The organism is Bacillus sp. FSL R5-0286 (genome assembly GCF_038593245.1).
Taxonomy (GTDB): Bacteria; Bacillota; Bacilli; order Bacillales; family Bacillaceae; genus Bacillus; species Bacillus altitudinis.
The window spans coordinates 3,759,682-3,779,964 of sequence record NZ_CP151977.1; the positions used below are offsets into that span (position 1 = coordinate 3,759,682).

The following is a 20,283-nucleotide window of genomic DNA, read 5'->3' on the forward strand; positions in this document are numbered from 1 at the left end:
AGCAGACCTGCTTCCCCTTGATTATTGAAGCAATTTTTTCTTTTTTAAATAGGCTTCAGCTACTTGAAATGCATCTTTCCCCTTCACATTGACTTCGTAATTCATTTCTCTCATCTCATCATCTGTAATTTGACCAGCGAGCTTGTTGAGAGAGGCCTCAATCTCAGGATACTCTTTTAATGTCTCCTGTCTTAGCAAGGGCGCTCCTTGATAGGGCGGGAAAACATGCTTGTCATCATCAAGCACCTTCAACTTGTATTGTCTCAATTCACTGTCTGTCGAATACGCATCGACCAACTGAATATTCCCTTTTTGAATGGCTCGATATCGAAGTTTCGGTTCCATCGTGACCACATCGCCAAAAGAAAACTGATAAGCTTTTTGAATGCCTAAATATCCATCCTGACGATCAGAAAACTCTAAAGTAAAGCCAGCACGTATACGATTCTTGATTTGACCCAGATCTGAAATCTTTGATAAATCATATTGATCCGCTAGTGATTGAGGCACGGCTAAAGCATATGTATTGTTATAAGCCATCGGCTGAAGAAGCTGAAGCTGAAAGGATGACGCCAAACCTTGACGCGCTTGCTCATACACTTTTTCCTTATCCGTGCTTTTCGCTGTTTCTTTCAGAAATTCAGAAATCGCTGTCCCTGTAAATTCAGGATAGATGTCAATATCACCAGATCGCAGTGCTTGAAAAACAAAGGACGTCTTACCAAGACCAGGCTTAAGATTGACTTGGATATCTGTATCCTGCTCAATTAAAAGCTTATACATGGAGATCAAAATTTCAGGCTCTGACCCCAGCTTCCCTCCAATGGTGATCTCTTTCTTTTCTTGTTGAAACAGCAATGGGGCAGCGACAACTGCTCCTGCTATTACAGCAAAGACCGTCACAGAGATCACGGTTTTTTTAAAGGAGATTTTCTCAAGTGTCCGCAAGACCACATCAAATAAGAGCGCAAGTAATGCAGCTGGAATAGCACCAATGATGATCAACGACATATCATTTCGATCAATTCCAAGCAGAATCAGACTCCCTAATCCACCTGCCCCAATAAGAGCTGCAAGAGTGGCTGTCCCTACAATGAGGACCATCCCCGTTCGGATACCTGCCATGATCACAGGCATAGCAAGAGGGAGTTCTACTTTTAATAAGCGTTTGCGGTGATTCATTCCCATAGCGAGCGCCGCTTCCCGCAGCGACGGATCGACCTCACGAATGCCTGTATATGTGTTCCTTAAAATAGGAAGAAGAGCATAGACGACAAGAGCGATAATTGCGGGCACTTGACCAATCCCAACGAGAGGAATCAGCAGTCCAAGCAGCGCCAAAGACGGAATTGTCTGCAAGACAGCCGTCACCCCAATGATCCATTCTGCTATCTTAGGGACTCTCGTTAAATAAATCCCTAATGGAATGGCAATCAAAATCGCTAGAAATAACGCAATGAAGGAAATTTGAATATGCTCAAGTAAGGCGTGTCCGAGCTGATCTTTTCGAGCCCATAACACACTGGTCCATTCATTCATGTGTCTCGCCCCTCTCAGCAGAAGTACCGGCTAAATACTGAATCACCGCTTGACGAGTGATGAGTCCGATCCGTTCCCCATCCTTCTCAACAACAAGCTCTTCATGCTCTGCCAGTCGAGATAGAACCTCTTCCAGCGTCGCATGGATGGAGACCGCTTCATCGCCTAACAGATCATCTTGAGGCATGGGCTGAGAAATAGTTGTCAGCTCAAATGCTTGATGGTCTACATGACGGGCAGCTCCTGAAGTAAACTCCCGCACAAATGGATTCACTGGATGCTGAATCAATTCCTCTGGGCGTCCAACCTGCACTACTTTTCCTTCATTCATCACACATATCCGATCCCCAAGCTTCATGGCTTCCTGCATATCGTGTGTCACAAAAACGATGGTCTTTTGAATACGGCGCTGTAACTCAAGCAGATCATCTTGTAATTTCTCTCTCGTCAGTGGATCTAACGCACTAAAAGGTTCATCCATTAGGACAATCTCAGGATCAGCAGCAAGTGCCCGTGCTACGCCGACTCGCTGCTGCTGTCCTCCTGAAAGCTCTGCTGGCTTTCGATGTCGATAGGTAGCAGGCTCAAGCCCCACCATGAACATCAACTCATCAACACGCTGATTCGTCTCAGTCCGCTTCCATTGTTTCAGCTCTGGCACTACAGCAATATTCTCTTCTATGGTCATATGAGGGAACAACGCTATTTGCTGAAGCACATAACCAATATCCCAGCGCAGCTCATAAATATCATAATCGCTGATGGTTCGACCCTTTATGTAAATCTCACCTTCTGTAGAAGAGATGAGACGATTGATCATTTTCAAAGTCGTCGTTTTCCCGCTTCCACTAGGTCCAATCAATACAAAAAATTCACCTTTCTGAATCTCCAAATCAACAGATTGAACGGCATAGCGGTCATCAGAAAATTGCATCGATACATTCTTAAATTCAATCATCTTCCCACGCCCTGACTGCAAGTATATTTTAAAATACCAATATGACAGATTAAGCTAGTATTTGTATAGAACAAACTGTCACGTTGACTCTCTTTTTACATACTTCCCCTAGTTAGACTGCCAGAAACGACTTTCTCATAAAAGTGAGACAAATAAAAAAAGCGAAGAGCTCAAGGCCCTTCGCTTTTAAGTCAACGACTTACTCACCAGTAACGTATGGAAGTAATGCCATTTGACGTGATTTTTTAATCGCTAATGTCAATTTACGTTGATACTTAGCGCTAGTTCCTGTTACACGACGAGGTAAAATTTTACCACGCTCAGAAACAAACTTTCTAAGAAGATCAACATCTTTGTAATCGATGTGCGTGATTCCGTTAGAAGTAAAGAAACATACTTTACGACGTTTCGCACGACCGCCTCTGCGTCCACCTGCCATTTGTTTTCACACCTTTCCTTTGGTCATTTTTTTCAGATCAATTAGAATGGCAAATCATCATCGGAGATGTCAATCGGTTTACCATCATTCGCAAATGGGTCATCATTGAAGCTATTTCCCTGATTACGATTTTGGTTGTTTTGATTGCCATATGGATTTTGACTTGGTTCATTTCCAAATGGATTCTGATCATTTTGGCTGCCGCCATAATACTGGCCTCCGCTATTGCCACCGCCGCTGTATCCACCTGAACCAGCACCGCCGCTTTTAGGCTCAAGAAATTGAACACTTTCAGCTTGAACTTCTGTCACGAAGACACGCTGTCCTTGCTGGTTTTCATAGTTTCTTGTCTGCAAGCGACCGTCTACACCGGCAAGACTTCCTTTTTTCAAGAAATTAGCCACGTTCTCGGCTTGTCTTCTCCAAGTAACACAGTTAATGAAATCGGCTTCACGCTCTCCAGATTGATTCGTAAACGTACGATTCACAGCTAGAGTAAACGTGGCTACAGCCGCACCATTAGGCGTGTAGCGAAGCTCAGGGTCTTTTGTTAGTCTTCCGACCAATACAACACGGTTTAGCATATTGAAAGACCACCTTTAAATATATATTTCAATGATTTATTCTTCTTCTTTAACAACAATGTGGCGAATGATATCGTCACTGATCTTAGCTAAGCGGTCAAATTCTTGAACTGCTGCAGCGTCAGATTGAACGTTTACGATTTGGTAGAAGCCTTCACGGAAATCGTTGATTTCGTATGCAAGACGACGTTTACCCCAATCCTTTGTTCCAGTGATCTCCGCACCGTTAGAAGTTAACACGTTATTAAAACGGTCGATAACTGCTTTTTTAGCCTCATCGTCAACTGTTGGGCGGATGATGTACATAACTTCGTACTTTCTCATCTGATTGCACCTCCTTTTGGTCTAAGCGGCCCTATACGGGCAAGGAGCAATAAATTATATTACTCACAATTGTATATTATAACAAATTACTTGGCCTATGACAAGAACCTATACGTTAAAACGGAAATGAATGACGTCTCCATCTTTCACTATATATTCTTTACCTTCTAAACGAACTTTTCCTGCTTCTTTTGCAGCAGACATACTTCCGCCAGCTAGTAAATCTTCATAAGCAACCGTTTCAGCACGAATAAATCCACGCTCGAAGTCCGTATGAATGATTCCAGCACATTCTGGTGCCTTCATTCCTTTTTTAAATGTCCAAGCACGTACTTCTTGCTCACCTGCTGTGAAATACGTAGCTAAACCTAGAAGTGAATAAGACGCTTTAATCAGCTGATCTAGACCTGATTCTTTAATGCCAAGCTCTTCAAGGAACATTTGCTTCTCTTCTCCTTCAAGCTCTGCAATTTCAGACTCAATCTTCGCACAAACAACGATGACTTCAGCGTTTTCGCCAGATGCAAACTCACGAATTTGCTGTACATATTCGTTTCCGTCCTGATCTGCTACTTCGTCCTCACTCACATTTGCTACATACAGAATAGGTTTTGACGTGAGTAAATGAAGCTGCTTCACAAGCTTCTGCTGCTCATCTGTAAATTCAACCGATCTTGCAGATTTTCCAGCTTCAAATGCATCCTTCAGCTTTTCTAAAATATCAAATTCGGCTACCGCTTCCTTATCTTTTTGTTTCGCAAGCTTACTCACACGAGTTAAACGCTTTTCAACCGTTTCTAGATCAGCCAAAATCAATTCTAAATTAATCGTTTCAATATCTGACACTGGGTCAACCTTACCTGACACATGTGTAATGTTATCATCAGCAAAAGCTCTCACCACGTGACAGATTGCATCTACTTGACGAATGTGAGAAAGGAATTTATTCCCTAAACCTTCTCCTTTAGATGCACCTTTCACAATACCAGCAATATCAGTGAATTCGAAAGCAGTCGGAACTGTCTTTTTTGGCTGCACTAATTCTGTCAGTTTTTGCAAACGCTCGTCTGGAACTTCTACAATTCCGACGTTTGGATCAATGGTACAGAACGGATAGTTAGCAGACTCCGCTCCAGCCTGTGTAATTGCATTAAATAGCGTTGACTTCCCGACGTTAGGTAAGCCAACAATACCAGCTGTTAAAGCCATTCTTTCATCTCCTCTATATGAAACGTGCTCGTTATACTGCGTAATATGAACCTAGAGCAATTATAAGTAGGTTTACATGAAAAGACAAGCTAACCATCATGCATTTTCAATAGAAGAAACATTACCAAAAAGACTAAATCGGAGCTTTAAAATAAGAAATTGCATCTGTTTCTCTGAACAAAAGACAAATTTCATCAAAAAAGCATGAGGCCTACTTAAGCAGTTGGCTCCTCATGCTTGACGAGAATTTTCTTCATTTTTCGTTCAAAATCTCTTCTTGGGATCATCACGCTGTGCCCACACCCTTCGCATTTAATACGAATATCCATGCCCAAACGAATGACTTTCCACCGATTGGCACCACATGGATGGGGTTTTTTCATTTCAACGACGTCATGTAACCCAAAATCTTTGTCTGCCATCAGCATTCACCTCTCTTGCTCACTTCATTAAATCTATTGTACAAAAAAACGCCGATGGAGAGCAATGCACAAAATAAAGAGCCGCTGTCATGTATCAATCCCGTTCTTTTTTATAGAAAAAACCCTTCTTTTAGATCATTTTATTTGTGACCAATAGTTACTTAAACTACGCTTTTTTTCAATATTGTCACAAACACTGTAGGTCAAAAGGTTTTTATTGGTAGAACGCTGTGGTTTTTCCATATTTTTTGATTTATGATATCTGCATAAATGTTATGTGAGGGAGCAGGTACGATGGTCAATCGAAAGGATAGATTAACCGACAAAGATTATAAAATCATATCCGATCACGCTGGAAACTCAGAGAATTACCAGCAGAACCATACGATAGAAGTAGGTCAGCATACGCTCACTGTCAACGATTTTCTGAAAATAGATCATCAATTATATGGTTTAACGATGCAGCAGGAACAGTCAGATGAGTTCATTGTCGCGTTTCACTGTCCTCTGCCAAAACAAATGACGGTGACATCGACACAAGATGTTCAAACGGCTACCCAATCATTGTTAAAAACGGATTATGCCTACCCCATTGAAAGAAAATCCTTAGCCGGAAAACAAGATCATGTCTTTTTTAAAGGGAAGGAATACATCGAGGACGTCTGTCAGAAGCACCCGAATGCAACCATCTATCTCACTGGACAAGCGCTTGCCGGTGCTGTTTGTGCTTATATTGCAACAGAACAGCCAGCTGTCAAAAAAGCTATCACATTCGATAGCCCAAATATATGGAGCAGCCTGGCACCTTCCATTCAGCAAAAAGCAGTAGAAGGAAAATACACCCATGTTCTCACAGAATATATTCAACCCAATCATTATGTAGGTTTACTCAATCGCCATGATCATGGAGTTGGACAAGTCAAGTACACCGTACCGCCCCGGGAGCAGGGATCGGTCCAAGAATCCATAAAATATAAACCAAGAGAAATTGACACCTTTTTAAGATCAGCTTTTGCATCAATGAATATAGAATGGAACGAATCATTTGATACAAATGCATTTTTAGCTCTCGTTTCAGGAGAGTTTAAAGTGAATGGGTATTCATTCCATTCGAATGGAACCGCTCGTATTTTAGATGAACAGCTTGATCACAATACAAGTTTTACAGCGATGCTTTTACAAGAAATCCATTCAGGCCGTGCATATGCACAAAGCGGGCTTGAAATTATCATAAAATCCCATTTACTAAAAAATTCATCTTATGATCTACAAAGTATTATTGAACATGAAGTACACACTGTATTTGAGAAAATAGATGGAATTGATGATAGTGTAAAAGATGCCGTCCATCATGTAAAACAAGAACTGAAAGGACTTGTCGGCTTTGGTCACTATGATTTATTAACCCATAGCGATGTAGAAGCACTGTTAGAGGAAGTAAGGATGGAGCAGCCGCAATCATCCTTTTATTCTCATGAAAAACAACTGAATGCCTTGTACACCTTGAGAGACTACGAACAAGAACTTTCCACCCTTTCAAGACATATGTACACAATGGGTGATGACTATGCCAAGGCAGATAGACGCCTTGCGATGCAAATGGGTATTCGTTAAGAAAGGAGTTGCCATATGATCAATCAAAATAAACCTCCTAGTGACGCCCAGCGTTTCTTGCAAAATGTGAGTGCCCGCCGCTCCATGTCTGTATTCGAAAGTCAATCTGCACCACAAACACAATCGCAATCACCTGAAGAAATTGCCGCTATTCAGGCCATGCGCAGAGAAGGACAACGAAAAGATTTAAAGCGATTGCTGAAAATGCGGCTTCACGATGAATTGGCAAACACACGCATGCACTTGGAGTACCAATTGTCCAAAACAGAAGACATGATGAACCAGACAACCATTGTCAAACAGCATGTATCCCAGCATTTAAAGGGACAAGCTATCTCAGAAATAGAGGAACGCATGCAGCGTCTCCAGCACATGCCTGTATATGACGATATCAAGGAAGCGATTGATTCCATTCGGATAAAATAAGCACTTCTCTTTGAAAGAGAGGTGTTTATTTTATTTTATCAGTATAATTTTTAGACCGGAAAAATATCTTTTTACTTAAAATCGGATACAGCATTAAACAGACAAGCAAATAAAGATTGAGCAAGCTGTAAATCGGATACAAGAAAGCAATCAAATCAGCAAATCCAAGAGAGGTTAAAGGTGCCATCAAAAGAAGCATGATGAATACAATGAACCAGCGGGGCATTCGTACAAAAGAGAGCATGCGGCTGGATAAACCAAATAATCCCGCAGCGGTTGTTGTATAAATCGCTAAACAAAGAACAATGGTCATAAACACAAACAATGATGTTGGTGCCCCCTCTAATACTGTAAACAAAGGAATCCCCTCTGCTGAAAGACTCCCAGAAATATCAACTAGTATTTCGTTATACACATAAGAAATGACACCAAAAATCAAACCGCTTAATATACTCGCAACCTTGGCCTCTCCAAGCCCCTTCATTTCTTTCCCCACTGAAGACAGCACCGCCACAACAGATAATATATTCAAAGAAGCAAAGACGATACTGGCAGGCCAATTGTATTGCTGGCCAAAATCAATTCTCCACATATGATCATGATTCATATAATAAAAAACAAACGCATAGATGAGCCCCGCCACCAAAATTGGTATAATGAAAGCATTCACAGATAAGAGACCTTTCACATCCCAGAAAAAAATCATAAATGAGAATAAACAAAATGCACCGATTCCAACCCAAAATGGCACATGATACATCTCAAGTGTCACCCCACCACCGGCAATCATAACTGTTGTTGTCGTGAATAGATAAAGAACAATTAAAATATCATACACCTTGGCCAGCCAAGGACCTACAAGACGCTCTAACACCGGCACAAAATGATCGGCACGAACCTCATAACTGATTTTTAACACCACATAGGTAGACAGCATAAACATGAGCGTAAACAGTAGAATGGCTAGTCCGCTATCAAGGCCAAAAAACTGCCAAATTTCTTGACCGGAGGCATATCCCGCTCCTATCAAGCTTCCTAAAATTAAAAGCGTCCACCTTGAACCAGCCTTCCACACAATCATCACCTCATAGGTATAGAATTAAGCTTGTTTCCGTATACTGATACTAACTACTATGACAAGGAAGTGAGACCTATGAATAGCAAGAACGGTCTTTTTTTAAGAAATAGGGTGAAAGAATACGTGTCCCATACGGATACAAATGCCATTCAGCAGCTTAAAAGTATTTTATTCTCGCATCTCCAGAAAGCAGGAAAAAGACCCGTTGCCATCGTCTGCATAGGAACAGACCGATCAACCGGTGACTCTCTAGGTCCACTTGTAGGAACAAAGCTTTCAAGTCTTGATTTAAAAAAGCTGCATGTATACGGCACTCTCTCTGACCCAGTGCATGCGGTCAATTTAAAGGAAAAGCTCGCTGAAATTGAACAAGCTCATAAACACCCATTTATCGTAGCCGTTGATGCCTGTTTAGGTAGAGTGAAAAGTGTAGGATCGTTTCAAATTGGAGAAGGACCGTTAAAGCCCGGTGCAGGTGTGCAAAAAGAGCTGCCAGAAGTAGGCAATATTCATATTAATGGAATCGTCAACGTGAGCGGTTTTATGGAATACTTCGTTCTCCAAAACACACGTCTTCATCTTGTAATGTCTATGGCCAATACACTTTCTGAAAGTCTATCCCACATTGATCAAATGGATTGGACGAGAGAAAAAAGCCGTTCTCTCTTCACCCCTATTCAAAATATCACGGGAAGAATATAAAAAAGACCATCTCATATCAAGATGGTCATTCCGATGATTCTCTCGTAGAAAGCAATTCAAGGATTCTTTCTAAATCTTCATTTGAGAGAAATTCAATCTCAATTTTCCCTTTTTTCTTCTGTTTTTTGATCGTCACTGAAGTACCAAAGTAATTTTGTAAGAAAGATTCTCTTTCTTTCAACATGCGATCCTTTGGTGCTTCTTTTTTCTTTGTTTCACGTGGAACATTTTCATTTAATTGCTGAACAAGTTTCTCAACCTGACGGACATTCAATCCTTCGCCCACGACCTTCTTTACCAATGGCGCCAGCTTCTTTTTGTTTTTCAAACTAAGCAGCGTGCGTCCATGTCCCATGGATAATGTTCCATCCGCAATCAGCTTTTGTACTTCATCTGGTAATGTTAATAGACGAAGGTGGTTCGCAATATGCGGTCTGCTTTTGCCTAACCGCTTGGCTAATTCCTCTTGAGTCACACTTAAGTGATCTAATAAGGAGGCATAGGCTTCCGCTTCCTCTAATGGAGATAAATCCTCGCGCTGTAAGTTTTCTAAAAGAGCGATTTCCCTCATCAGTGTTTCTGAAAATTCTCTGACGATCGCAGGAATCGTTGTTAAACCAGCTTGTTGTGCTGCACGGAAACGGCGTTCTCCTGCGACAATGTCATATCCTTTAATCGATTTACGAACAATAATCGGCTGTAAAACACCATGCTGCTGAATCGATTCTTTGAGATCAGACAAGGCATCATCATCAAACGTTTTCCTTGGCTGATAAGGGTTCGGGCGCAAATCCTTCAACTTAATTTCTTCAACAGTTTCTTCATTGGAATCCACATTGTTAAATAGCGCATTAATACCCTTTCCAAGACCTTTAGCCATTCGCATCCACTTCCTTTGCTAAGTCTAAATAGACATCTGCACCTCTTGAACGTGGATCATACAAGATAATAGGTTTCCCATGACTAGGCGCTTCACTTAGTCTCACATTTCTCGGAATCACAGTCTGATAGACTTTATCTCTAAAGTATTTTTTTACTTCTTCGATGACTTGGATTCCAAGGTTTGTTCTTGCATCCAGCATTGTCAGTAAGACACCTTCAATGGCAAGGTCGGTATTTAAATGTTTCTGCACAAGACGAACCGTATTCAACAATTGACTCAATCCTTCAAGCGCATAATATTCACACTGAACCGGTATTAAAACAGAATCGGATGCAGTTAACGCATTAATCGTCAGTAATCCAAGTGATGGCGGGCAGTCAATAATCATATAATCATAATTTTGCTTCACAGATTCAAGTGCTCTTTTCAGCCTCACTTCACGTGAGATCGTAGGCACAAGCTCAATTTCCGCCCCTGCAAGCTGTATCGTCGCAGGAATGACATCAAGATTTTCGACCTCTGTCGTCTTAATCACATCCAGTACATCTGCATCGTCTACTAAAATATCGTACACGCACTTCTCTACGTCGGCCTTCTCAATCCCAATACCACTTGTGGCATTTCCCTGCGGATCAATATCAACTAACAACACTCGTTTTCCTATGTATGCTAAACACGCACCCAAATTAACAGAAGTTGTCGTCTTCCCAACGCCGCCCTTCTGGTTGGTAATCGCTATGATTTTCCCCACGATGTCACCCACTTTCAACTTAACAAGTTTCTCATTCATTCATACTTCCTATTCTATCAAAAAAAGTATGAAACGTTTGCTTTTTTTGTTCCCCCATTATAAATTCGTGAATGAATCTGTGTTTCCGTACATGGATAGATGCATAAAAATGCGCTTAAAAGATATATTAATATATCTTTTAAAAGAAAATAACGAGACAAAAAAACCCCACTTTTCATGAAAAGTGAGGGAGATACATTCAAAAGTTTAATCCGCCAATTTTTCGGCCTTCGCTTACAATGACTTTAGGTGTCACTGTTTTATAGTTCTTCTTTTTCAAAAAACCATAGGGTGCTTTAATAGTAAATGTCGCATGTCCAACAGCGTCCCCGGTTTTCGCGTAAGCCTGCCATACAATCTTTGAACAATATGTAGGGTCCAAAGATTGAATAGACATAGTGATCGAATATCGAGCCTTCGGATGGTCTTTCACGTAATCGTGCGCCCAATCCCCAGCTAAATCAGCCTTTTCCTGATGATTAATCCGAATCACCTTTGTATTGGCACTATAGCGAAACCAGCTTTGAATGGAATCAATATTTGGATGCTGCCGGAACCCAGGAATGGATGCATAGCTTTTCTCATTAATGACGATGCCTGCATGACCAATTAAACCATTTAAAGCTCCAGTGCTCGTCACCAATATATCCCCTTTTTGAGGCATAATATCGGTTCCAGGATACGGTTTACCAAAAAGATGGCGAATGGTATTCGGACTTTCATCTGTTACCATTTCATCCTGTTTGTTTTGCCTTAAACCATAGTTCTCCAAATCATCATCAGCTGTGATCACATCGATCGCATCGTCCTGAGACGCTTGCTCTTGATTTAATTGTTGAACCGTTACATCTGTCGAAACCACACCTTGTTTCTTCAGAGTACTCAGTTCTTCTTTCGTAATCGTTTCTTCCGCTGAATGGGTCTCATGATTCGTTGACGTGCTCACAGCAAACACAGTCGTTTCATTTGAAAAAAGAGAAAAAGAGATTAGTAAATAACAGATAATAGCAAAAATAGTCTTTTTCATTTTCATCGGTTATATGTCACCTCCCTTCTACTATGAAAATCATATTTTACCAATTAATCAATAATAAGTAAATATCATGAATTGAAGGGAGAGAAAGACAAAAAAGCTGACGAGTAATGCTCATCAGCTTCTTTCTATTTAGGAATTCGAATCGTTAATTGGATATATTCCTCAAATTCTTCTTCCTCGGTATTTATTTTAAGTCCGCTGTCTTCTACCATGTGGAGAGACTGACGAATGGTATTCATCGCAATTCGCGTATCTCGGCTAAACGCCTTACGTTTCGGCTTCGGTTTGCGATCTGTTTTTTGTTCAAGCATCTTCACTACACGCTCTTCAGTCTGTTTCACATTCAGCTGCTTTTCGATGATTTCCTGCAACAGCGTGATCTGTAATTCTGGCAGCTTTAGAGGTACAAGTGAACGGGCATGTCTCTCTGAGATTTTTTTCTCCAAAATGGCTTGCTGTACCTCTTCAGGCAACTTTAAAAGTCTTAGTTTGTTTGCAACAGTCGATTGTCCCTTACCTAAACGCTGAGCAAGTGCTTCTTGCGTTAAATCATGAAGCTCTAAAAGACGTGCATAAGCATGAGCCTCTTCAATTGCAGACAGCTCTTCTCTTTGCAAATTTTCAATCAATGCCACAGATGCCGTTTCCGTATCAGTAAAATCTTTTATAATAGCGGGGATCTTCTCCCATTGAAGAGTTTGTACCGCTCTCCAACGTCTTTCGCCGGCGATCAGTTCATATTTTCCTTCTTCTTCTGTTGGTCTAACAACAATCGGTTGAATAATGCCATGGGTATGAATGGTTGTGGCCAGCTCTTGTATCTTTTCTTCTGAAAAAATGGTGCGTGGCTGAAAACGGTTAGGCATAATTGTGTCGACCGGGAGCTCCTGTATCTCTTCCTTTAATGTTTCATGCTCAGCAATCTCTGCCTCTATTTCGGTATCACGCTCAGGATGTTCTTTGTCACCAAGCCCGAAGAAGCGTGAGAGTGAATGCTTCATGAACCTACACCACCTTTAAAAACTACCTTTTTATAATTCTATTTTCTCATGTTTTTTCCTTCTGTAAAATCATAAATATTGAAGAAAAACCGACCTTTTACATGATCAACCCTCTATTGGTGATTTATTAGGTGTTCCTGGTTTTCTAGGATATTTTTTTGGTGTTTGTTTTTTCTTTTCAATGACAATGATGTTCCGTTCGCTTTCTTCTAAAGGAAGAACAAAGGAGTGCTTTTCAACAACCTCTCCTCCGAGGACAGTGACGGCTTTTTTTCCTGCTTGCATCTCTTCATCTGCAGCAGATGCTTTTAATGCAACAAACAATCCTTCCTTTTTCACAAGAGGCAGGCATAGTTCGCTCAAGACAGATAAGCGCGCAACTGCTCTAGCGGTGACAAGGTCATAGCTTTCACGTTGATCTTTACGTTGTCCAAAGGTCTCCGCACGATCATGATAAAAAGTAGTATCTTGTAAGTTTAACCCTTTTGCTAACTCATTGAGAAACGTAATGCGTTTCTGGAGAGAATCAACAATGGTCACATGTAGATGAGGGAAACAAATTTTAAGAGGAATGCTTGGAAAACCAGCACCAGCTCCAATATCACAAATTGTTGTCACATTGTGAAAATCAATAAAAAATGCTGCTGATATCGAGTCATAAAAATGCTTTAAATATACTTCTTCCTTTTCTGTAATGGACGTTAAATTCATCTTCTCGTTCCATTCTACAAGCATATGGAAGTAAGTTTCAAATTGTTCAAGCTGCACTGGAGAAAGAGTGATCCCTTTCTCCTCTAGTGCTGCTGTAAATTGTTCAATGTTCATGCCGACATCCTTTCTACTCTGCTATCTTCGCAATACGTCCCTGCTCCAAATACACTAAAAGGATAGAAATATCAGCAGGGTTAACGCCTGAAATACGAGAAGCCTGTGCAACAGAAAGCGGTCGGACTTCTTTTAGCTTTTGCTTCGCTTCAGTTGCAATCCCTTTGATGGCATCATAATCGATTCGATCCGGAATCTTTTTGTTTTCCATCTTTTTCAGCTTTTCAACTTGTTGGAGCGACTTTTCAATATAACCTTCATATTTAATTTGAATCTCTACCTGTTCACACACATCAGCAGGAAGCGGTGTGTCAGCAGGAGCTAGTTTCACAACAGATTCATAGTTCATCTCTGGACGCTTCATCAGATCACTAGCGCGAATACCGTCCTTCAATTCACTTCCACCAAGAGAACGGATATATTCCTGTGTCTCTGCTGTAGGTTTAATAATGACAGAATATAAACGTTTTTTCTCTGCTTCAATAGCCTCTTTTTTCTGTGTGAATGCTTGGAATCTCTCTTCAGAAATTAAACCAATGTTATATCCAAGTTCCGTTAATCTTAAATCAGCATTGTCATGACGCAGAAGTAAACGATACTCTGCACGAGAGGTTAAGAGACGGTAAGGTTCATTTGTACCCTTCGTGACAAGATCATCAATGAGAACACCGATATATGCATCAGATCGGCTTAAAATGACTTCTTCTTTACCCAATGCTTTTCTTCCTGCATTGATACCTGCCATAATTCCTTGACCTGCTGCTTCCTCATAACCAGAGGTACCATTAATTTGGCCAGCTGTATATAATCCAGAAATTTTCTTCGTCTCAAGTGTCGGCCACAATTGTGTAGGCACAATCGCATCATACTCAATGGCATAACCCGCTCGCATCATTTGTACATTTTCAAGCCCTGGAATGGTTGACAGCATTCGCTGCTGTACATCCTCTGGCAGACTTGTAGATAAACCTTGAACATACACTTCTTGCGTATTACGACCTTCTGGCTCTAAGAAAATTTGATGTCTCGGTTTATCATTAAAACGAACCACCTTATCTTCAATAGACGGGCAGTATCTAGGACCTGTTCCTTTAATCATACCTGAATACATAGGAGAACGGTGAAGATTCTCATCAATAATTTGATGAGTCTCTAAACTCGTGTATGTTAACCAGCATGGTAATTGATCTGTAATATATTCCACAGTTTCATAAGAAAACGCACGTGGTACATCGTCACCTGGTTGAATTTCTGTCTTACTATAATCAATCGAGTGGCTGTTTACTCGAGGTGGTGTCCCAGTTTTAAAGCGAACCAAATCGAATCCTAATTCTGCTAGATGATCCGATAATTTAATGGAAGGCTGCTGATTATTAGGACCGCTTGAATAAGAAAGATCCCCTAAAATAATGCGGCCTTTTAAGAAAGTACCAGTCGTTAGAACAACAGACTTCGCGCGATAATTTGCACCTGTTTGAGTCACAACACCTTTACATTCATCATCTTCTACAATTAAATGGTCTACCATCCCTTGCAGCATTGTTAGGTTTGGTTCATTTTCCATTGTTTTTTTCATTTCGTGCTGATATTGAAACTTATCTGCTTGCGCTCTTAACGCACGGACAGCAGGTCCTTTCCCAGTATTCAGCATACGCATTTGAATATGTGTCTTATCTATATTTCGTGCCATTTCTCCGCCTAGCGCATCAATTTCTCTGACGACAATCCCTTTAGCGGGACCTCCTACGGACGGATTACATGGCATAAAAGCAACCATATCGAGATTGATGGTCAATACAAGTGTTTTGGCGCCCTGTCTTGCAGAAGCAAGAGCAGCCTCAACACCAGCATGACCGGCACCGACGACGATTACATCATATTGGCCAGCTTCATAACCCATTTCTTTTGTTCCTCCCTTTACTTTCCTAAACAGAATTGAGAGAATAACTGATCGATTAAGCTTTCATGAACAGCATCCCCAATAATTTCACCTAGCTGCTCCCAGCAGCGTGTTAAATCTATTTGAACAATGTCGATCGGTACATCCATTTCAATTCCTTCTAGAGCATCTTCAATCGATTGTTTTGCTTCTTGAAGGAGCGCAATATGCCTAGTATTGCTCACATACGTTAAATCTCCACTTTCAATTGAGCCTGTGAAGAATAAAGATTGAATGGCCATTTCAAGCTCATCAATCCCTTTTTCTTGTAATAAAGATGTTGTAACAACCGGACGATCCTTCGCTAACTCTTTTACCTTTTCTACATCAAGTTTAGGCTCAAGATCTGTCTTATTGACAATCACAATAATATCCATACCTGAGACAGCCTCAAATAGCTTAATATCTTCTTCAGATAACTCTTCACTATAATTGAGCACAAGTAAAATCAGGTCAGCTTCTTTTAAGACCTGTCTTGATCGCTCGACCCCAATACGCTCAACAATGTCTTCAGTCTCACGTATACCCGCAGTATCTACTAAACGGAGCGGTACTCCTCTTACATTCACATATTCCTCGATGACATCTCTGGTTGTTCCAGGAATATCGGTCACAATCGCCTTTGTTTCCTGAACAAGACTATTTAATAAGGAAGACTTCCCAACATTTGGCCTTCCAATAATAACAGTAGATAAGCCCTCACGTAGGATTTTCCCCTGCTGTGAAGTCGTTAGAAGCGATTCAATTTCCTTTTTCACAGATGTCGCCTTTTCAACTAAGACTCGATGTGTCATTTCTTCCACATCGTCATACTCTGGATAATCAATATTCACTTCTACATGGGCAAGTGTCTCCAATATCTCACCACGAAGACGTTTAATCAAACCGGAGAGACGTCCCTCCATTTGAGTAATTGCGACATTCATCGCACGGTCAGTTTTTGCACGAATCAAGTCCATTACGGCTTCTGCTTGTGACAAGTCGATTCTTCCATTTAGGAAAGCACGTTTTGTAAACTCACCTGGCTCCGCTAATCTCGCTCCTTCTTTTAAAGCAAGCTGCAAGACTTTATTGACCGTGACAATTCCGCCATGGCAGTTGATCTCAATAACGTCTTCTCTCGTAAATGTTTTTGGCGCTCTTAATACAGACACCATGACCTCTTCTATCACTTGCTCGGTACTTGAATCTACAATATGACCATAATGAATTGTATGAGAATCCACTGATACAAGTTTTTTCTCCTTAGGCCCCTTATACATGCGATCAGCAATCTGAACTGCATCAGGCCCACTTAAACGTATAATGGCAATTGCCCCTTCACCCATTGGTGTAGAAATTGCTGCAATTGTATCCACCGCTCATTCACCTCTTTCTCTATTCAATAGACAGTCTTATATCTATTAAATGGACGTTGTCCATCTCTATATCAAAAACGCTTAATCCAAAATTTAAAGATACCATAAATGCATGCGATGCGAAAGTAGCCTACATTTAATTATCCACAGTTTTGCACCCTGTCTATTTTAACACTTAACTTATCCACATGTGAATAACGACGTTCTAAACTTGTCTTCACATCTTACACCTAAATCCAATAAATTAAAACGCCCTTCTCCCTTTGCAACTAAGGGAAAATGACGTTTTCGATCTAAATAACACACTAACTTTTTAGAAATAAAGGAGAAATCTACTATTAAAAGGTAATTTTTCAATAAAAAAAGACTAAAATCCAGCTTTGCTGAATCTTAGCCTTTCTGCTATTTTTTATACAGCACCACAACATGACGCTTGGTGCCTGTATCTTCGGATGCCGTGGCAAGTTCTTTAGAAAATGCTGCAATCGTATCATGAACGACTTTTCGTTCATTCGAAGGCATCGGTTCTAAATGAACCTTTCTCTTCGTTTTTAAAACACGATTTGCCGTTTTGATTGCGTATTGTTCAAGTGCTTCTTGTCGTTTCTTCCTATAATCTCCAATATCAATTGTAATATGATGATACTGATCAGAATAACGATTAAACACTAACTGCACCAAGGTTTCTAAAGAGTACAATGTTTGTCCTCTTTTTCCAATCATTAATGAAGTTTTGTCTCCATCAATGTGAAAAGAGATCTTTTTCGTTTCTTTTTTCGAAACAATGTTTGCTTTAGGATCAATTGATTTAACAATTTTATCTAAATACTGTGTTGCTAATTTGAGCGCATCTCGCTTTTCTACTAACTTGACAACAGCTTGTCTTTTACCAAATAATCCTAAAAAACCTTTGTTTCCTTCATCTACTATTGTGATATCCACTTCTTCTTGTAGTAGTTGAATTTGTTTCAGTCCGGAATCTACTGCTTCTTCGACTGTGCGACCGACAGCAGTTATTTCCTTCATTTTTTGTTCCCGCCAGCTTTTTCTTTTGTATCAACTTTTACTTGAGGTGTTTTAATGACCAAAGTTTGAATGATCATGAAAATGTTACCTACAACCCAGTACAGTGAAAGTGCCGCTGGGAAACTGATTGCAAATACAATGATCATAATCGGCATCACCCAAAGCATAATCGCCATTTGAGGGTTGTCCGAAGGATTTCCAGCCATCATTAGCTTCTGCTGTATAAAAGTAGCTACACCTGCAATAATCGGTAACAGGAATAATGGATCTGGACTGCCTAAGTCAAACCATAAGAAAGTATGTTTCTTGATTTCAGCTGTTCTCATGATCGCATGATAAAAACCAATTAAGATTGGCATTTGAATTAAGATTGGGAAACACCCTGCTAATGGATTTACACCATTCTTTTGGAAAAGAGCCATTGTTTCCTGTTGAAGCTGCTGCTGTGTTTTTTGATCTTTTGAACTATATTTTTCACGAAGCTTCTTTAGTTCTGGCTGAAGTGCTTGCATTGCTTTTGTACTTCTTAATTGTTTAATCATTAATGGTAAAATGAGCAAACGAATTAAAAGAGTTACAATAATAATCGCTACACCATAGTTTTCACCAGTTAAGTTTGCCATGTAAGTGATTAATTGAGATAGCGGGTATACAATGTAAGAATTCCAGAATCCCTTACTATCTGATGTGATTGGTTCATTGATTTGTGTACATCCTGCCAATAGAACCAACACGCCAATCAAGCTAAATATTAGTAATAATCGCCTTTTCAACAAGATTCCTCCCATTACTTCAAACTTTATTTAAGTTGGAATTGATTACGAAAGTGACTCACCTAATCAGTATGGTAACATTTTTTCATTACAAAGTGGTGGTTTCATTTTAATTCACTAGATGAAGGAAGCGCTTTTAAAAATTGATTCAACGAAAGTTTCTATTACGAAGACTTTTTCGGTTGTTGTTGATAAACAGCGGATTTTCTAAATAAATGCTGGAGAGACTTCTTTGTTTCTTCAAAGGTCAATTCGCTTGCTGGTTTTCGTGCGATAACAATGTAGTCTTTTTCTTGCTTTAGCTTATGACCTTCCTCTAAGAACACCTGACGGATCAATCGTTTAATCCGGTTTCTTATCACTGCATTACCTATCTTCTTACTGACAGACAATCCTAAACGCAGTTCTTCTTGATTTGGTTGGTCCAGCTGATAAATGACGAATTGGCGATTAGCCATTGATTGACCTTTTTTGAACACTGTTTGAAACTCTTCATTTTTTTTTAGCCTGTTTCGCTTCTTCATGTTTTCTTCCACTCCGATAAAAACTGACAGTTCATTTACGATTTTATGTAAAAAAGACCACTGACATTATTCAGTGGCCTAAGCTGATAATTTTTTTCTACCTTTGCTGCGGCGTCGCTTTAAAACTAGACGTCCGTTTTTAGAACTCATACGGCTGCGGAAGCCATGAACTTTACTACGCTTACGGTTATTTGGTTGAAACGTTCTTTTCATTTATGACACCTCCCTGAGGAATAGCTGTTTAAGACAGTCTAACTCATTATATTTGTGTAACCCATCGATTGTCAATATCAATGATAAAACTCTTATTATCAACCTTATAAGCATAACACAAGTTATCAAGTGAAGAAACCTTCTTTTTTAGTTTCCAGCATTTTATTCTTTTTTTCCTTCAAAAAAACCTTCAAAACAAGGTTGTGGATATTTTTCCAGCATATTTTGACTATCCACATCCATTATCGACATTTTTTTCACACAAATAACCTATGTGGATAATTATTTTTCAACAGGATGTAAAGTGTGTGGATAAGTTTGTGACACCCATTGCACCATCTTGTTTATTTTGATATTATATTTGTGTTTTAACTCTTAATTACTTATCTGGCCTATTTATTTTATCCACAATTTGTGGATAACCTGTGGAAAGTTATTACACAGCTTGTTGAATTGTTTATCCACAACCTGTGTAATTTGTCGAAAAGACGTTTTTCTACTATATTAATTGTTTTCAACAAAGTATGTGCACGAATGGTGATGACCATTTGCTCTTTTTCGTGTTCTATAACAGTTTGATACTGGTCATTTTAAAAAGAAAAGGAGGGGGGAGAAGCCTT

General features: G+C 40.0%; 22 protein-coding genes. 3 read left to right on the forward strand and 19 right to left on the reverse strand.

All coding sequences use genetic code 11. The annotated features are described in order from the left end of the window. Positions 1-21: 21 nt before the first annotated feature. The 7 genes from NST24_RS19390 to NST24_RS19420 form a co-directional block, all read right to left on the reverse strand. Positions 22-1,539, reverse strand: a complete 1,518-nt coding sequence (locus tag NST24_RS19390) for an ABC transporter permease/substrate-binding protein (protein WP_249855475.1) — start codon at positions 1,537-1,539, stop codon at positions 22-24. Then, positions 1,532-2,497, reverse strand: coding sequence for an ABC transporter ATP-binding protein (locus NST24_RS19395; protein ID WP_342462155.1), 966 nt, complete (start codon positions 2,495-2,497; stop codon positions 1,532-1,534). The genes NST24_RS19390 and NST24_RS19395 overlap by 8 nt, the downstream gene beginning before the upstream one ends. A gap of 199 nt (positions 2,498-2,696) precedes the next feature. After that, a complete protein-coding gene (rpsR, locus tag NST24_RS19400; RefSeq protein WP_008347556.1) occupies positions 2,697-2,936 on the reverse strand; it encodes a 30S ribosomal protein S18 in 240 nt (79 codons plus the stop codon). 41 nt (positions 2,937-2,977) lie between these two features. Next, a complete protein-coding gene (ssbA, locus tag NST24_RS19405) occupies positions 2,978-3,520 on the reverse strand; it encodes a single-stranded DNA-binding protein SsbA (protein ID WP_007497456.1) in 543 nt (180 codons plus the stop codon). A gap of 36 nt (positions 3,521-3,556) precedes the next feature. After that, the gene (rpsF, locus tag NST24_RS19410) at positions 3,557-3,844 is read right to left on the reverse strand and encodes a 30S ribosomal protein S6 (RefSeq protein WP_008347557.1); all 288 of its coding nucleotides are present in this window, start codon (positions 3,842-3,844) and stop codon (positions 3,557-3,559) included. A 108-nt stretch (positions 3,845-3,952) separates the two neighbouring features. After that, positions 3,953-5,053, reverse strand: coding sequence for a redox-regulated ATPase YchF (ychF, locus tag NST24_RS19415; protein ID WP_007497458.1), 1,101 nt, complete (start codon positions 5,051-5,053; stop codon positions 3,953-3,955). A 215-nt stretch (positions 5,054-5,268) separates the two neighbouring features. Continuing rightward, the gene (locus tag NST24_RS19420; protein WP_342462156.1) at positions 5,269-5,475 is read right to left on the reverse strand and encodes a DUF951 domain-containing protein; all 207 of its coding nucleotides are present in this window, start codon (positions 5,473-5,475) and stop codon (positions 5,269-5,271) included. 294 nt (positions 5,476-5,769) lie between these two features. On the opposite strand from NST24_RS19420, the gene NST24_RS19425 reads away from it, so the two are divergent. Both NST24_RS19425 and NST24_RS19430 read left to right on the forward strand, forming a co-directional pair. After that, positions 5,770-7,089, forward strand: coding sequence for a hydrolase (locus NST24_RS19425; protein ID WP_342462157.1), 1,320 nt, complete (start codon positions 5,770-5,772; stop codon positions 7,087-7,089). A gap of 15 nt (positions 7,090-7,104) precedes the next feature. Beyond that, on the forward strand, positions 7,105-7,515 hold the full coding sequence (locus NST24_RS19430) for a hypothetical protein (protein WP_007497462.1): 411 nt from the start codon (positions 7,105-7,107) through the stop codon (positions 7,513-7,515). Positions 7,516-7,540: 25 nt separating this feature from the next. Here NST24_RS19430 and NST24_RS19435 read toward each other — a convergent pair whose 3' ends face one another. Beyond that, entirely contained in the window at positions 7,541-8,596 is a 1,056-nt protein-coding gene (locus NST24_RS19435; RefSeq protein ID WP_079919768.1) for a hypothetical protein, read from the reverse strand. A gap of 72 nt (positions 8,597-8,668) precedes the next feature. On the opposite strand from NST24_RS19435, the gene yyaC reads away from it, so the two are divergent. Next, positions 8,669-9,295, forward strand: coding sequence for a spore protease YyaC (gene yyaC / locus NST24_RS19440; protein WP_025208343.1), 627 nt, complete (start codon positions 8,669-8,671; stop codon positions 9,293-9,295). A 25-nt stretch (positions 9,296-9,320) separates the two neighbouring features. Here yyaC and NST24_RS19445 read toward each other — a convergent pair whose 3' ends face one another. The 11 genes from NST24_RS19445 to rpmH form a co-directional block, all read right to left on the reverse strand. Beyond that, entirely contained in the window at positions 9,321-10,175 is an 855-nt protein-coding gene (locus NST24_RS19445; protein WP_342462158.1) for a ParB/RepB/Spo0J family partition protein, read from the reverse strand. Next, positions 10,168-10,929: a sporulation initiation inhibitor protein Soj gene (soj, locus tag NST24_RS19450; protein WP_008360890.1), complete on the reverse strand. Its 762-nt coding sequence runs from the start codon at positions 10,927-10,929 to the stop codon at positions 10,168-10,170. The genes NST24_RS19445 and soj overlap by 8 nt, the downstream gene beginning before the upstream one ends. A gap of 238 nt (positions 10,930-11,167) precedes the next feature. Further along, entirely contained in the window at positions 11,168-12,001 is an 834-nt protein-coding gene (locus tag NST24_RS19455; RefSeq protein ID WP_256688896.1) for a YiiX/YebB-like N1pC/P60 family cysteine hydrolase, read from the reverse strand. A 128-nt stretch (positions 12,002-12,129) separates the two neighbouring features. Continuing rightward, complete coding sequence (gene noc, locus NST24_RS19460) at positions 12,130-13,005, reverse strand: nucleoid occlusion protein (protein ID WP_024718432.1); 876 nt, start codon at positions 13,003-13,005, stop codon at positions 12,130-12,132. 105 nt (positions 13,006-13,110) lie between these two features. Then, the gene (gene rsmG, locus NST24_RS19465; protein WP_007497477.1) at positions 13,111-13,830 is read right to left on the reverse strand and encodes a 16S rRNA (guanine(527)-N(7))-methyltransferase RsmG; all 720 of its coding nucleotides are present in this window, start codon (positions 13,828-13,830) and stop codon (positions 13,111-13,113) included. A gap of 13 nt (positions 13,831-13,843) precedes the next feature. Continuing rightward, positions 13,844-15,730 (reverse strand): tRNA uridine-5-carboxymethylaminomethyl(34) synthesis enzyme MnmG, encoded by a 1,887-nt coding sequence (mnmG, locus tag NST24_RS19470; RefSeq protein WP_039169033.1) that lies wholly within the window; start codon positions 15,728-15,730, stop codon positions 13,844-13,846. Positions 15,731-15,747: 17 nt separating this feature from the next. Continuing rightward, positions 15,748-17,127, reverse strand: a complete 1,380-nt coding sequence (gene mnmE, locus NST24_RS19475; protein WP_039169035.1) for a tRNA uridine-5-carboxymethylaminomethyl(34) synthesis GTPase MnmE — start codon at positions 17,125-17,127, stop codon at positions 15,748-15,750. Between the two features lie 402 nt (positions 17,128-17,529). Further along, positions 17,530-18,153 carry an RNA-binding cell elongation regulator Jag/EloR gene (gene jag / locus NST24_RS19480; RefSeq protein ID WP_041508099.1) on the reverse strand — a complete coding sequence of 208 codons (624 nt, stop codon included), beginning with the start codon at positions 18,151-18,153 and terminating at the stop codon, positions 17,530-17,532. Further along, positions 18,150-18,932 carry a YidC family membrane integrase SpoIIIJ gene (gene spoIIIJ / locus NST24_RS19485; protein WP_089374159.1) on the reverse strand — a complete coding sequence of 261 codons (783 nt, stop codon included), beginning with the start codon at positions 18,930-18,932 and terminating at the stop codon, positions 18,150-18,152. The genes jag and spoIIIJ overlap by 4 nt, the downstream gene beginning before the upstream one ends. Before the next feature lie 158 nt (positions 18,933-19,090). Beyond that, positions 19,091-19,450 carry a ribonuclease P protein component gene (gene rnpA / locus NST24_RS19490; RefSeq protein ID WP_008347592.1) on the reverse strand — a complete coding sequence of 120 codons (360 nt, stop codon included), beginning with the start codon at positions 19,448-19,450 and terminating at the stop codon, positions 19,091-19,093. Between the two features lie 78 nt (positions 19,451-19,528). Continuing rightward, positions 19,529-19,663, reverse strand: a complete 135-nt coding sequence (gene rpmH, locus NST24_RS19495; RefSeq protein ID WP_008360908.1) for a 50S ribosomal protein L34 — start codon at positions 19,661-19,663, stop codon at positions 19,529-19,531. Positions 19,664-20,283: the final 620 nt, after the last annotated feature.

What these genes read in the sequence shown, in the direction of transcription:
- NST24_RS19430 (WP_007497462.1), top strand. Translation starts at nt 7,105, where the DNA reads ATGATCAATCAAAATAAACCTCCTAGTGACGCCCAGCGTTTCTTGCAA.
- NST24_RS19395 (WP_342462155.1), bottom strand. Translation starts at nt 2,497, where the DNA reads ATGATTGAATTTAAGAATGTATCGATGCAATTTTCTGATGACCGCTAT.
- noc (WP_024718432.1), bottom strand. Translation starts at nt 13,005, where the DNA reads ATGAAGCATTCACTCTCACGCTTCTTCGGGCTTGGTGACAAAGAACAT.
- rsmG (WP_007497477.1), bottom strand. Translation starts at nt 13,830, where the DNA reads ATGAACATTGAACAATTTACAGCAGCACTAGAGGAGAAAGGGATCACT.
- jag (WP_041508099.1), bottom strand. Translation starts at nt 18,153, where the DNA reads ATGAAGGAAATAACTGCTGTCGGTCGCACAGTCGAAGAAGCAGTAGAT.
- NST24_RS19420 (WP_342462156.1), bottom strand. Translation starts at nt 5,475, where the DNA reads ATGGCAGACAAAGATTTTGGGTTACATGACGTCGTTGAAATGAAAAAA.
- NST24_RS19425 (WP_342462157.1), top strand. Translation starts at nt 5,770, where the DNA reads ATGGTCAATCGAAAGGATAGATTAACCGACAAAGATTATAAAATCATA.
- rnpA (WP_008347592.1), bottom strand. Translation starts at nt 19,450, where the DNA reads ATGAAGAAGCGAAACAGGCTAAAAAAAAATGAAGAGTTTCAAACAGTG.
- rpsR (WP_008347556.1), bottom strand. Translation starts at nt 2,936, where the DNA reads ATGGCAGGTGGACGCAGAGGCGGTCGTGCGAAACGTCGTAAAGTATGT.
- NST24_RS19445 (WP_342462158.1), bottom strand. Translation starts at nt 10,175, where the DNA reads ATGGCTAAAGGTCTTGGAAAGGGTATTAATGCGCTATTTAACAATGTG.
- NST24_RS19390 (WP_249855475.1), bottom strand. Translation starts at nt 1,539, where the DNA reads ATGAATGAATGGACCAGTGTGTTATGGGCTCGAAAAGATCAGCTCGGA.
- NST24_RS19435 (WP_079919768.1), bottom strand. Translation starts at nt 8,596, where the DNA reads ATGATTGTGTGGAAGGCTGGTTCAAGGTGGACGCTTTTAATTTTAGGA.
- NST24_RS19455 (WP_256688896.1), bottom strand. Translation starts at nt 12,001, where the DNA reads ATGAAAATGAAAAAGACTATTTTTGCTATTATCTGTTATTTACTAATC.
- rpsF (WP_008347557.1), bottom strand. Translation starts at nt 3,844, where the DNA reads ATGAGAAAGTACGAAGTTATGTACATCATCCGCCCAACAGTTGACGAT.
- rpmH (WP_008360908.1), bottom strand. Translation starts at nt 19,663, where the DNA reads ATGAAAAGAACGTTTCAACCAAATAACCGTAAGCGTAGTAAAGTTCAT.
- ssbA (WP_007497456.1), bottom strand. Translation starts at nt 3,520, where the DNA reads ATGCTAAACCGTGTTGTATTGGTCGGAAGACTAACAAAAGACCCTGAG.
- yyaC (WP_025208343.1), top strand. Translation starts at nt 8,669, where the DNA reads ATGAATAGCAAGAACGGTCTTTTTTTAAGAAATAGGGTGAAAGAATAC.
- ychF (WP_007497458.1), bottom strand. Translation starts at nt 5,053, where the DNA reads ATGGCTTTAACAGCTGGTATTGTTGGCTTACCTAACGTCGGGAAGTCA.
- mnmG (WP_039169033.1), bottom strand. Translation starts at nt 15,730, where the DNA reads ATGGGTTATGAAGCTGGCCAATATGATGTAATCGTCGTCGGTGCCGGT.